Source organism: Cyanobacterium sp., from assembly GCF_054166785.1.
The window spans coordinates 1-13,166 of sequence record NZ_JBSZCP010000022.1 but is presented as its reverse complement, the minus strand read 5'-3'; the positions used below and the strand labels follow the sequence as shown (position 1 = coordinate 13,166).

At 36.9% G+C, this 13,166-nt stretch carries 12 protein-coding genes; 2 read left to right on the top strand and 10 right to left on the bottom strand.

The window, feature by feature from the left end; all coding sequences use genetic code 11:
- Positions 1-145: 145 nt before the first annotated feature.
- From ACXITR_RS03745 to ACXITR_RS03720, 6 genes are all read right to left on the bottom strand, one after another.
- On the bottom strand, positions 146-1,219 hold the full coding sequence (locus ACXITR_RS03745) for a phosphotransacetylase family protein (RefSeq protein WP_457995890.1): 1,074 nt from the start codon (positions 1,217-1,219) through the stop codon (positions 146-148).
- A gap of 273 nt (positions 1,220-1,492) precedes the next feature.
- A complete protein-coding gene (gene hisB, locus ACXITR_RS03740) occupies positions 1,493-2,137 on the bottom strand; it encodes an imidazoleglycerol-phosphate dehydratase HisB (protein ID WP_457995889.1) in 645 nt (214 codons plus the stop codon).
- Positions 2,138-2,412: 275 nt separating this feature from the next.
- On the bottom strand, positions 2,413-3,234 hold the full coding sequence (gene recO, locus ACXITR_RS03735; protein ID WP_457995888.1) for a DNA repair protein RecO: 822 nt from the start codon (positions 3,232-3,234) through the stop codon (positions 2,413-2,415).
- A 90-nt stretch (positions 3,235-3,324) separates the two neighbouring features.
- Entirely contained in the window at positions 3,325-4,203 is an 879-nt protein-coding gene (gene murI / locus ACXITR_RS03730; RefSeq protein ID WP_457995887.1) for a glutamate racemase, read from the bottom strand.
- A 530-nt stretch (positions 4,204-4,733) separates the two neighbouring features.
- Positions 4,734-6,680 (bottom strand): N-acetylmuramoyl-L-alanine amidase, encoded by a 1,947-nt coding sequence (locus ACXITR_RS03725; RefSeq protein WP_457995886.1) that lies wholly within the window; start codon positions 6,678-6,680, stop codon positions 4,734-4,736.
- Positions 6,681-7,451: 771 nt separating this feature from the next.
- Entirely contained in the window at positions 7,452-7,907 is a 456-nt protein-coding gene (locus tag ACXITR_RS03720; protein ID WP_457995885.1) for a hypothetical protein, read from the bottom strand.
- Between the two features lie 192 nt (positions 7,908-8,099).
- Here ACXITR_RS03720 and ACXITR_RS03715 point away from each other — a divergent pair, with 192 nt between their 5' ends.
- The gene (locus tag ACXITR_RS03715) at positions 8,100-8,717 is read left to right on the top strand and encodes an SMI1/KNR4 family protein (RefSeq protein ID WP_457995884.1); all 618 of its coding nucleotides are present in this window, start codon (positions 8,100-8,102) and stop codon (positions 8,715-8,717) included.
- Between the two features lies 1 nt (position 8,718).
- On the opposite strand, the gene ACXITR_RS03710 is transcribed toward ACXITR_RS03715, so the two are convergent.
- The 4 genes from ACXITR_RS03710 to ACXITR_RS03695 form a co-directional block, all read right to left on the bottom strand.
- Positions 8,719-10,257 (bottom strand): mercuric reductase, encoded by a 1,539-nt coding sequence (locus ACXITR_RS03710; RefSeq protein ID WP_457995883.1) that lies wholly within the window; start codon positions 10,255-10,257, stop codon positions 8,719-8,721.
- Complete coding sequence (locus tag ACXITR_RS03705; RefSeq protein ID WP_457995905.1) at positions 10,254-10,997, bottom strand: TVP38/TMEM64 family protein; 744 nt, start codon at positions 10,995-10,997, stop codon at positions 10,254-10,256. The genes ACXITR_RS03710 and ACXITR_RS03705 overlap by 4 nt, the downstream gene beginning before the upstream one ends.
- Before the next feature lie 26 nt (positions 10,998-11,023).
- The gene (locus ACXITR_RS03700) at positions 11,024-11,293 is read right to left on the bottom strand and encodes a hypothetical protein (RefSeq protein WP_457995882.1); all 270 of its coding nucleotides are present in this window, start codon (positions 11,291-11,293) and stop codon (positions 11,024-11,026) included.
- Positions 11,294-11,631: 338 nt separating this feature from the next.
- Entirely contained in the window at positions 11,632-12,501 is an 870-nt protein-coding gene (locus ACXITR_RS03695) for a sulfite exporter TauE/SafE family protein (protein ID WP_457995881.1), read from the bottom strand.
- Between the two features lie 84 nt (positions 12,502-12,585).
- Here ACXITR_RS03695 and ACXITR_RS03690 point away from each other — a divergent pair, with 84 nt between their 5' ends.
- The gene (locus tag ACXITR_RS03690) at positions 12,586-13,062 is read left to right on the top strand and encodes a sigma-70 family RNA polymerase sigma factor (protein ID WP_457995880.1); all 477 of its coding nucleotides are present in this window, start codon (positions 12,586-12,588) and stop codon (positions 13,060-13,062) included.
- Positions 13,063-13,166 lie beyond the last annotated feature (104 nt).

The window sequence follows — 13,166 nt, the reverse complement described above, 5'->3', positions numbered from 1 at the left end:
TGGCATTAATTAATGGGTGGAGCGGTGATGAAAAATCAATATACAATTAATAATATATTTAGTCGAACTTCACTAGAATTTGAGCTTAAAAGTAGAATTACGAAGGTATAGAATAGGGGAATTAGATCCCCCTAGAATGATTTTTTTAGTTTGAACTTAAACCAATTTTTGTTAATAGTTTATCTAGGTTAAAATGTTCTTCAATTAACTGTTGTACACATTCAACTTTGATGGTTTCTTGGAGGCGAACTGTGCCGAAGGCTTGATCTACGATTTCTACGGTGGTAAGGGTATCAAAATCTACGGTCAGGATGGGTATTTCTAGGTCTTCAGCCCTTGCTAAAATGAGTTGTTGAGGGGGAATTTGTCCTGTTAAAATTAGGCAGTTTGTGGAGCTTTCTAGGGCGGCTAATTGTAGGTCAGTGCGATCGCCCCCTGTTACCACAGCCATATTTTGTCGTTGACGGAAATATTCAAGGGCAGAGTTAACATTCATCGCCCCTACGGTAAGGCTTTCTACCATCAAATCTAATCGATCAGGACGACATAACACCGTTGCTTTCAACTGTGCTACTAATTCCCTGACACTAACACTTTGTAAAAGTCTGTCGGTAGGTAACATCCCAAATATGTCAATGCCACGACTTTCCAAGAAAGGTTTAATGATATTGGTCATGGTATCGAGTTGATCGTGGGGAATACTATTGATACTAACACCTAAGAGGCGATCGCCAAACATTTGTTTAGCACAGAGAATCTGATCGACAATTTGTAGAGCATCATACTTTACAACCAACAAAACAGAAGCATCAATAGCTTCGGCTACCTCTGGACTAGAAAGGTTAAATAAATTACCTTGAGAAAGATTACCAGCACCTTCCACCAAAACTAAATCAGCCTCAATGGAGTCACAATAACTTAGTACATCGAAGCTATTATGAGCTTGTTTGTCTAAAGCATCGGTAATATTTTTTTTATTTAACAATACCAAAGGAGACTTGATTTGAGAGGGTGATAAATCCAAAGTTTGGGTAATAAAACTTATATCCTGTTCATCTTGGGTAGTATCAAAATCACTAAAGCAAGTGCCAATTGGCTTTGCATAACCTAGTTTAATACCCCTTTTTTGTAGTTGATGGGCAACTCCAAGAATTGTCGCTGTTTTCCCTGTATAGGGTTGATTGGAAGCGACTAATAAATATTTTCTTTTCTGAGACATGATAAACTTTCCTCTAAATATTACTCTTTTTTAAGTTTGATCAATACGACGAAAACGCAATGTTCAAACCATGAAATTTTAAAATAATTAATACGGTTTTTAAAACAGTATTTATAACTCTTTTTTTAGGTCAAATAAAACATAATAATTATTGTGTTGATTCTATGACTTAATTAATAATAATAATTCCCCCATAGTCGAGGTAAAAAATAAAACCCCGAACACTTTTTAACTATAACATTCCTAAATGGATCAGAAGAAATCAGATTTTTTTTACAAAACTCCCTTAGAACTAGGAATTTCATTTAAACGACGGGTATCATATTCCAATGCCATACGCATTGCCCGGGCAAAAGCCTTAAAAGTTGCTTCAATGATGTGATGGGAATTAATGCCATCCAATTGACGGATATGTAAAGTAATCTGACAATGGTTAACAATGGCCACAAAAAACTCCCTTACCAACTGAGTATCGTAAGTGCCAACTCTTTGGGTTGGTATCTCTAAACCATAACTTAAATGAGGTCGTCCCGAAAAATCAAGGCTCACTTGCACCAGGGCTTCATCGAGGGGAGCAATAAAATGCCCAAAACGATTAATTCCTTTTCGATTACCCACAGCCTTGGCGATCGCCATTCCTAATGTTATACCAACATCTTCATTGGTGTGGTGGTCATCAATTTCAATATCTCCTGTGGCTTGAATATTTAAATCCAATAAACCATGGGATGATAGTTGATGTAGCATATGATCAAGAAAAGGTACTCCCGTATTAACGTTACATTTTCCCGTACCATCTAAATTGACTTCTACCTGCACATCTGTCTCCTTGGTGTCACGACTAACAGCGGCAACACGTTGAGGAATAGAGGCTAATTCCGCTTTTGGGGCAGGGATTAAGGTGCTATTAATTGTCATTATTTAACTATAAAATATTCAATAAATAAAATAGGGGCTAAGATGATTGATGCCATAAAACTTCGCAACGTTAATTTATCCTAATGATGCACCATTTAATTCTTGGTTCCCGTACATTTAAGATAGTGTTGGTATAATTATGGTCAGCTGTTCACCCTAATGAATGACCCTTGTATATATGATAATGCTTTTTGAGATTTGATAATTAGGGTTTGTTGCAAAAAGTAGTATTAGAAGGGTTGTGAAACTTTTTTCTTGAAAGTTCAACTGATAAATTAAGTAGGATTACCGTAATTAAGGGCAAAGTTAATCATTTCAGCTGATTTTAAAGGATGCCCGAGGTAAAATTCAAGATAATTTTTAAGACTTCTTTCAATATTTATCCAAGCTAGATTAATTTTTTCTGGGGAATAGTTCTGTTTTATTTCCTCTTCCATATAGTTTTGTTTTCCATGGGACAAACATTGTAAAAAAAATAATTCTAGGGCATTAATTTTAGTATTAATATAATTTTTTTGATTACTATTAACAGATGATAATTGTGTTAAACCGCCATCTCCAAAACTAAATCCTACTCGCCAATGGGATTGGGTAAAATTAGGAATAAGAGGGCTTTGTGTGGTAAGACAATAATTAACTTCTGGGGCTATTCCAGTAATAGTTAAGATGTTAAAGACTCCTTGGGCTAGGTAGGGAGTTAAGTTAGTCTTATTATCTAATTTTTCTATGGTTTTTAAATGATAATTAAAATTATTATATAATTCTAGTTGCGGTTGTTCGATGGGGGCTAGATTGAGAATGATTTCCGCTAAGTATTGACTAATGGTTAATTTACCTAAATTTCGACTAAGTTTAGGGTATGATTCTTTAGTTTCTGCCTGAATTAGTCTATCTAAATTTGTTCCCTTAACGATTAAAAATTCATTAATTACTAGGGGTTGAATTCTTCCTCTTAGTCTTGATTTATATTTTCTCGCTCCCGGGGCGATCGCCCGTACTAACCCCCATTCAGGGGAAAGGAGACTTACCAATAAATCATTTTCCTGAAAAGGAATTTGTTTGAGAATAATTCCTGTGGTTTGATAGGTTCGACTCATACTATGTCAACAGCAAAAAGGATAACTTAACTTAAAATAGGGACGCAACATATTACGTCCCCGAGACTTTCATTTACCCTGCAAAAAAAATTAAGCAATTAAACTCTCTGCATAAACCTCCCCTCGGGAATTATCCCTAATGTCCACAGAAGTATCAACCAACTCAAAATACGGCTGTAACTGAATTTGTTCCACATGGGGAGTAAAACCTAACCACCCCCTCGAGGCCTGGGCAAACTCATCGGGATTGCCACTCACACAAAAACGGGTAGCCAAAGCATCTTCTCGGTTACGTAATCCATTGATTTCCAACTCCTTAGCCATCGCCCTAACCACCGCATAGGCAGGATCTACTAATTTTACGTAAGAAGGCAAAATATCCCTTAAAACTCCCTCTAAATGGGGATAATGGGTACAACCATACACTAGGGTATCAATTCTGTTCCTCAGTAAAGGTTCAAGATATTTTTGAGCCACTTCCTTCGTGTAGGGGTCATAAATTTTATTTTGTTCAATCAGGGGAACAAACTCAGGACAACCAATCTGCCAAACCTTACTCTCTGGTTCCAGTTCATTAATAGCGTTACGATAAGCATTACTAGAGGCCGTTGCAACGGTGGAAATAACCCCTATTCTTTTACCCTGTTTAATGGCGGCTTTTGCCCCCGGATGGATTAAACCCAAAATAGGAAAATTAAATTCCGTCCTCACCTCCTCAAGGGCTAGGGCAGAGCTAGTATTACAAGCCATAATGACCATTTTAACCCCCTCTCCTTGCATCCAATGAAGGATTTCCCTAACAAACTGTAAAATTTCCTGGGGCGACTTAGTGCCGTAAGGAAGACGTTTAGTATCTCCAAAATACAAAATAGATTCTTGGGGCAATTGACGGTATATTTGCCGTAATACGGTTAACCCACCCACCCCGCTATCAAATACACCTATTCTGTTGTTAAACGCATTTGTCATAAATCTAGTTATTATTTCCATTGAAATTAATATAATATAAGCAAATTTACTTAAAAATGTAAATATTTTATGAGGAATTAAATATATGAAACAAATTCAAGACTTATTGGTTATAAAAAAATAGCTAAAGATTTTACTGAATCTTCATAATAAAAAATCTTATGGAGATTAAATCGTCTCTTTCTATGTTTGCTCTTAATTTGTTTTCTTACTTCTTATTAAATGTAGTATCCCACGTTTAAATATTTTCAATTATTTTATTTTATGTAACAAACTTTCATCGGTGAGGGGTAGTTGCTATCTTGTATTGAATATATTTTATCAAAACCAAGAGGGACAAGAAAAATCATTATTTTTATTTTTTTTAGAGGTATAGTGAAGTGTATTTTAGCTTAAAACTAGGAAAAAGTTTTATTATTTTTTAGACTATTAATAATTAATCTCATCAAAAAAAGTCTCCCACTCCCTAGGGTTAGATAAAAAATAAATTTAGTCACAGGAGTGAGAGTAACGCTTTAATTAAAATTTGCTTAAAGTCTATTGGTTCTGACGTATTCTATAATCCCCGCCGCAATACCTTGAGCCATTTGTCTTTGAAAATTAGGATCTCCTAAACGGGGAGCATCTTCCCTACCCGTGACAAATCCAGTTTCCACCAATACCGAAGGCATTCTCGCATTACGAAGTACATAAAACCTTGCTTGGCGCACTTGGCGATCGCGCATATTAAGCCTTTGTAAAATATTACGATGAATAACATTAGCTAAATTACGACCACTTTGGAAATAATAAGTTTCCAAGCCATTAACATCAGGACGACTCATACTAATAGCATTGGCATGAATACTAACAAATAAATCAGCATTAAGACTATTTGCCATATTAGTACGCCCCTCCAAACTAACAAAAGTATCATTATTACGAGTTAGACGTGCTTGGATGCCCTGTTGTTCCAAAATTCGAGCAACTTCCAAAGAAATCGGTAAAATAACATCCTTTTCCCGTAAACCACCAATACCCACAGCCCCCGGATCCCTTCCACCATGACCTGGATCAATAATTACCAAAGGACGAGATTGATTCGGACGATTATTAGCAGGAGGAGTAGTATTAGCAGGAGGAGGAGTAATACTAATATTTCTAGGGGGAGGAGTAACGGGAATCGCAGCGGTATTATTAGTAGGATCATTCACCACCACAGGATTATTATTAGTTACAGGAGCATTATTATTATTATTAGCCCCAGCACTGCGTCCACCCAACAGAGAAAGACTAACAGAACGATCATTAGGTTGATTTAAACGACCAATTCTCACCCCCGGAGAAGGTTGCACCAATAAAACTACCGTATTATCATCAGGTTGCCAAATCCTTAGTCTCGAAAGAGGACTATTAGAAGAAAGTTGTGGATTTTGGAAATTAGAAGATAAATCAGCATTATTGATGCGAATTTGATAAGTGCCATCCTGTTGCGACCAAGTACCCGTAGCCCTTACACTCTGATTTGCCCTGATAACTAAATCATTATTTTCAAAATTGATCGACTCAATGATAGTTTTATCTTGATTTCTGGCAATAGTTACAGGTCTAGGGGTAGTATTTTGTGCCACCGTTACAGCACCAACAGATTTTGTGCCAACATTATTACTAGAAAGAGACTCTACCCGCCCCATGCCCCCTTGAGGCCATAAAACTAATCCCCCCATGCGACTAAAACTAGCCTGCCAATCAGGGCTATTAGGATCAACATTCATAATCAAAGATGCCACAGGAGGAGAAGTGCGTTTTTGCCTTACATCAATAGAACTCACACCATACTCATTGACATCCCATACATTAAGTAATTCATTATCAAGAGTGATACCTTGTAACTCAAACTCAATTTGGCGACGATCCCTACTACGACTATAACGAATAGAATTATTAGAATTTCCATCAATTCCCATCAAAATGCCACTAGAGGAAATCTGAAAAGGAGCCCTAGGGTTAGCCCTCCCCGTCGAAGTGTTAGGAGTTACAGGGGCAGAAGGAGGAGTAGGATTAGCAGAACTATTATTATTACTAGGAGGAGTAGGAGGGGGAGTTGTCATCCTTTCAGGCTGAGGAATATCAACACTCCACTGAGTAGGGGAAATCCCTTGAACCCTTACCTTTTGAGGATCGATAGTATAACCCTGAGCAATTTCGACCACCACCCTAGTGGTATTATTATCAAATTGACCAATTCTTAAATTAGTGATCAGACTACCCAAATTTTCGTTAACCGTGCCTCGTCCTAAATTTGTGCCGGGTAAGTCGATGACTAAACGGGTAGGATTAGAGATTAATTGAGCCGTAGGTTGAACACTTCTATCAGTGGTAAAGACCAACCGATTTTGATTCGCTTCAAAACGCCAAGAAATTAATCTCCCCGCAAAAGCTGGAGTCGTCAAAAATAAAAAAGTTAAACAACTGAGAATAAAAGAATAAAATTTCACTGTGGTGTTACTCCTCAAATCAATTTAATAATAGGGTTTGATGGTCATAGATTCTCACCGTCTCGAATGACAATGGATTTTGATTTAAATTAATATAGTTATTTATATTGGTAAGTCCGTCTGTGTGACATGGACGTTCTGGTAATTTAGTTGATAATATTTTACTGATAACTCGGTTGGGTCAATAAAGATTGATTATATTTTGACCGAAATAGTAATTGACTGGCACCTTCTTTTCCTAAAACCGCTATACAATGATAGATCATAAGTAAAAGTTAGTGTTTTCAAAACCCCGATTACATAGAATGGAGCTTTTCTTTAGCCCATGGGGTAAAGAACTTTAGTTTTAAAGGATTTATGGGTAATTTGATTAAATAAAATATAGTTTTTTCTCTAAAACCCCAACTTTTTCACACTAATTTTACACAAAATCATAACTAATACCATGGATAGTTGTTGATTAAAATATTTGTTCATTGTCCAAAATCAGTTAATGACCTAATTGTGCAGTAATCTTTGATAGATTCTGATAAAAATTTTTGCTGATACTTTGATGACATTATTTTTTCTCTTTTTGTTTCTACGGATTTTGTATTCAAGCTAGATTCTGTCCTAACAAAAATGGGTTTAACTGTCCATGGCATTTGCTCTCGGTGAAGACTGGATTTTTTAATAAAAATTTAATAATTGCTTCAAAAAAAATATTTAAGAGGGAGAAATATCTAGTTCCCCTGATAAATATTTAGGAAAAAAATATCGATATGGAATTGACTACAAAATTTTATGGGTGTTTGGATGTTGTTTTACATTATCATCATCAGACACAGTTTTAATGTTATTCAAAATTCTTTTTCTGGTTAAAGAATAGTTGAGATCAGTTTTTTGCTCTCCGATGGGTAAAAATTCTTTAGCCGAAGGTTTCTTGTTATAGGTGCGGGTTGCAGCCAAAGTCATCTCTGTAAAATTATGACAAAACTGACTATTACTAGGAAAATCATGGGGTTTTTGTAAACTGTCGTTAACTAGCACTTCTCCGACGGTTTTCGCACAGACGAATTTATAAGAAGTTTCAACACCCTTTAACAAAGTTTCCCAATATGCTGAGGGGATAGGCTCAATTACTTCTACTTCCTGAATATCTCCTTCTTCTCTGACAAAACAGGTGGCTAAACCGAAGATACAATAATCATCGGATGATACTTCTGCTTGATTTAATGTAGTGGTCATGGGTAATCTTTATCTATATGATTGTGTCTGTTCAAATTTTACAATATATATTTTTTGTCTTGGCTTTATCTTATCTTTCCGTAACAGATTGGGTCATTACATAATAATGTATTATTATCATTTTCAAATAAAATTATTCTTTTATTACTCCAATAATATCATTGATTTTTCATGATTTACTGAACATTAACCATGGATAAAATAGTACAAATAATTCAAGATATTCTTAAATATACTGACAAAAATAATTGCATCAGTAACAGCCTAAATAAAGGTTTAAGTCCATTAGAGATAGAACAAAAATTAAAAGATTTTCCTTTTAAACTACCTCAAGAAGCAAAGCAATTATATCAATGGCATAATGGCACTAATATATATGATGATGTCCAAATTTTTTACTACCATTATTTGTTAAATATAGAAGAATCATTAAACGTTTACCATAGCTGGATTGAAGAGAATCAAAGCCATGATTGGATTATTTACCCAGAGCATCTATTTCCTTTACTGGGTTTTGAAGGAGAGTATTATGCGATCGCATGTTCTTCAGAGCAACAAGAAACAGGAAAAATATGGCACATTTATCATGAAAATATTTGTGTTTATAATAGTCTTTATTTCATGTTTAAAAGTTTTTTAGAATGCTATGAAAAAGAAGCCTATAAAATGATTCTAGTTGATGGCTATTGGGAAACAGAAGAAGATCAAAAAATGGTAGCAAAAATTAAACTAAAACATAATCCCATCAGACAAACGATTGTTACAGAATTAGAAAAAAGAGGTGAAAACGACTATTTTTCTTATCCCTAAATTACGACAACCTAGTTAAAATACCCAAAATCTTCTTAGAAGTGGGGGTTAACAAAGTACGCCGATAAGCATCAGCAGCTTTTTTAATAGCATCAGCTTGGGTAGGATAAGAATGAATCACCGACGACAAACCATTTAATCCCACCCCATTAACCATCGCTGCGGTAATTTCCGAAATCATTTCCCCTCCATGACTTGCCACAATAGTCGCCCCCAAAATTTTATCCGAGCCTTTTTTGTGGATAATTTTTACAAAACCGTCCTCTTCACCATCAACGATCGCCCTGTCAACCTGATTAAAGGAAATTTTGATAACATTATATTTAATGCCCTTATGGTCTAAATCTTCCTCAGACATACCTACATGGGCAACTTCAGGATCGCTAAAAGTAACCCAAGGAATTACCAAATCACTAAACTTCGCCTTACCCAAGCCAAAAGGAGAAAACAGAGTATTCTTAATCACAATACGCGCCATGGCATCCGCCGTATGGGTAAACTTAAACTTACTACAAATATCCCCCGCCGCAAAAATTTTCGAGTTAGTAGTCTGTAAAAAATCATTCACCACAACCCCCCTGCGATTATCATATTCCACTCCCACCCCTTCAAGGTTCAACCCCTCCACATTAGGAGCCCTTCCAGCCCCCATCAAAATCTCATCTACTACTATGGAATCTTCACCCCTATCCGAGCGATAATATATCTTTTTGCCTTCCTCCGTATTTTCCACCCGCACAGGTTGAGCCGATAAAATTAAATTGATCTTTTCCCTGATAAAAGTATTTTCAATAATCTCAGCGGCTTCCTCATCCTCTTTATTCAAAAGATGGGGATATTTATGAATTAAACTCACTTTTGAACCCAACCGATGAAAAGTTTGGGCTAATTCGCAACCAATAGGCCCCCCTCCTATGACTGCCAACCGAGGGGGTAATTCCGTCAACGAGAAAATAGTTTCATTGGTGCGAAAACCAACCTTCTCAATGCCTTCTATCTTCGGAGTAACAGCCCTTGCCCCCGTAGCAATCACCGCTTTTTTATAATTTAACTTTTGCCCATCCACTTCAATGGCACTACCCCTTACAAAATGAGCCTCCCCCAAAAATACGTCAATGCCCAAATTTTTGAACCGAGTTGCTGAATCATGGTGACTAATCCCCGCCCTCAGTTTACGCATCCTTGCCATAACTTGAGGAAAATCAATGGTAACACCATCCACATTTACCCCAAAATCAGGCGCTTTGAGTATTTCCCCAATTACCTTCGCCGAGCGAATTAATGCTTTAGAAGGTACACAACCAAAATTGAGACAATCTCCCCCCATCAGGTGCCTTTCTACGAGGGCAACCTTCAAGCCTAAATCTAATCCTGCCGCCCCTGCCGCTACTACTAGCCCTGCTGTACCTGCCCCGATGACCACTAGGTCATATTTATCTTTGGGGCTGGGATTTTGCCAATCTGGAGGGTGTACATAGGAGATGAGTTGTTGGTTATATTCATCCATGGGAGGAATGTTTATGGATTGTTGTTTGTTCATTTTGTAGGTTCTAATACTTGATTTTCAAGGGCTTTTTTGGCAATTTTGGTGACGTAAACGGTTACGGCAACGGTGGCTATAAAACCGATAATTCTGATCGCCCATTGTACCGTAGGATTCGTGGGGGTTTCGGTGCCGATGGTGGCGATATTTCCTGCCAATGAACCGATATAGACATACATAATGGTGCCTGGTATCATGCCCACTGAGCCGATAAAATAGTCTTTGAGGGATACCCCTGTGACTCCGTAGGCGTAGTTGAGGAGGTTGAAGGGAAAAACGGGAGATAAACGGGTTAGGAGGACTATTTTTAAGCCTTCCCGCCCTACTGCTTCATCGATGGCGGCAAATTTTTGGTTGCCTTGTATTTTCCCTGCTACCCAATCCCTAGCGATATATCTTCCCACTAAAAAGGCAAGGGTGGCGCCGATGGTTGCCCCAACAAAGACGTAAATTGACCCTAAAACCACCCCGAAGACTACTCCTCCCCCAAGGGTAAGAATGGAACCGGGTAAGAAGGCTACGGTAGCTATTATATATAAAAGGATAAAGGCGATCGCCCCTAATCCTCCTAAACTATCAATCCATTGCAGGGCATCGAGCAACCATTGTTGGGGATTAAAACCACCGCCCCCTGCCTCTTGGGCAAAGACAGGATGAATATGGAAAAATAAGGTGAGAATCAGTGTGGATAAACTTAACATAATTAACTGGGAAAATTTGGATATTTTGTTTTTCATTTTATCGACACTTTTGTTTAATGGTGTCATCGGTTTTTTTCTCCATTTTCAAGGTTATCTTTGAGGGCTTTTTTTGCTAATTTATTAAAATATAATGTCAGCAAAATGGTTGCTAATAGTCCCAATATTCTTAAGGTTAATGATAAAATGTAACTGGTATTATCAAGATCATAATTTGATTGATCAACACTGGCTAAATCTGTGGCTAAAGAACCCGGTATAAATAAGAGAGTGGCAATATTATAGATAGTGATAAAGAGGATAGAACCCCAAAAACCCATTTCCTTAACCGCCATTAGCAATTGATTCCATAATGGGGTAACATTGACATGATCAATTGTTATAAGGAATATCCCACTTAATCCAAAAATTACCAGCAACTTAATTTTGGGGAATTGACCGCCATCATTTAGGAGTTTCAAGTTCACATCCTCATAGAATTTAATACATTAAATCTGACCATGGTACTTATTCATTTAAGATACGAAGTCGTTCAAAAAATGGATTCACAATCATGAGATTTATAGGTTGCTAAATTAGATTTTAAAATGTTCTTACAAGAACTTTTTTAGATTTTCTTAATATTTGAAAATGTGCTAAATTTATGTTTTCAAAAAAAGAGTAATGATCAATTTTAGCTTTGAGAAAATACCGCTAATTCTCCCATAATTAATAAGGCTACAAATATAAATAATATGCCCATAGCCCGTTCTAATTTTTCTTGAGATAATTTTGTGGCAACCATAGAACCTAACTGCGCCCCAATTAAAACCCCTGGAACGGTAAATATAACTATATTTAATACCATTTGTAATTCTTCTCCCCCTGCTTGGGCAAATTGAATAACATGACCAATGGATGCAATTAGGGCGGTGATGGCGACGATAAATACGCTAGTGGCGATCGCAACGGGGCTTGGTACACGGCATCTTTGAATCAGGTAAAACCCATTTAATTGACCTAAACCAGTGGATACCATCCCCAAAAATAAAGCCCCTATACTAGCTAATAAACGTCCCTCGGTGTGGTTACAGACCGTGTAGCAGTAAGTTTTTCCATTTTTGTCAGTAATGCAGGTTTTTGAGTCTTTTACTCCTGGGGTATCTTTAATGTCTTCATCGAATAGTTCTAAGGTATGTTTATCGGGGGATTTTAAAAAGCTGGTGGCAATGACAAACAAACCCACTGCTAAAATTCCTTTGAGTACATCCGCAGGAACGATTTTTCCAAACCATGTACCCACTAAAGCCATGGGAATACTAACTAATAAAAGCATTCTGCCCAACTGAAAATCAATTAAACCTTTACGGATATAGGCAAATAAACCACTGGAAAAGCCAAAAACTTCTGTGATTAAACCAATACCGATGGCTACCTCGGGAGGTAATTTTAAGACAATCAGAAATAAAGGAGTAAAAAAAGTAGCCCCCTCAACCCCCGAAGCCATGGCGATGGTAGCGATACCAATGGCAGTGGGCAATAAATACCAATACTCTAAGCTCATTCAGTGTAAATCCTTTTTTTGTTAGGTTTCGTATTTTAATTAAATGTATGTATCTCTATTTTGTAAAATTATCGGTTAATTACCATGCTGTCAAATCAGACAGATGCAGAACTTTTTCAACAATTGCGCTCGGGAAATATTACTACTTTGGGAGTTTTTTATGAGCGTTATGGCGAGGTTGTCTATCGGGTAGCTTTGCGTATGTTGGGTAATACTCAGGAAGCGGAGGATTTAACCCAAGAGATTTTTCTCTATCTTTCAAAGAAGGGAAATTATGATGAGAGTCGAGGCTCAATGCTAGTTTTTTTGGTGACTATGACTCGCTCACGGGCTATTGATAAGCATCGTCAAAAAAGTTCTTATCGACAAAGGATTCTTAAATGGTTTAATAATTCTCCTGCTCAGGAATATGGTGGTTTGATGGATAAAGTTGCTCTTAAGGAAGTATCACACAAGGTTAGAAATGCGATCGCCCGTTTACCGATGCAACATCAACGGGTATTAGAAATGGCTTATTTTGACGGGTTAACGGTACTTAAACAGAAAAGTAAGGTAAACTAATAATAAAAGTAGACAGAGTGACAACATTAGGTCATTATGAAAGAAACAACGTCTTCGTCCATGCCACCATGTTTTAATCGTTGGTGTGAAAAATTCGACCCATT